At 35.0% G+C, this 386-nt stretch carries 1 pseudogene; it reads left to right on the forward strand.

The window, feature by feature from the left end:
• Positions 1-38: 38 nt before the first annotated feature.
• Positions 39-386 (forward strand): annotated as a pseudogene (locus ACZQCL_RS03300) (hypothetical protein); the annotation flags it as partial.

The raw sequence follows: 386 nt of genomic DNA on the forward strand, positions 1-386 counted from the left end.
AAGTGGAAGCAATTTGTACAAAATTAAGTGGGTATTCCATGGTTGGACAAACTCTTGTCACGGATGAAGAAGGTAAAGCTGTTCTTGAAGATGTAGAAGAAGGATTGTACTTTATTGATCCTGTCAATATTCATGAGTATGAAAGAATGAGTCCGATGTTAGTGAGTGTTCCTGAGTGGGATGGGGATACATTAAATTATGATGTTTTGATGTATCCTAAGCATCGTCCGTTTGAGAAGTTGATTATTAAAAAGATTGATAAGGATTCTAAGGATGAAATCTTGGATTCTATCGAGTTTACAAGTTTTAAGGATAAGGATTGTACAGAATCTTTAAAGACATTTAAAGGGAATGGTACTCTATCGATTTTAATGCGTGAAGATGCG

This window comes from Holdemanella sp. (genome assembly GCF_056804935.1).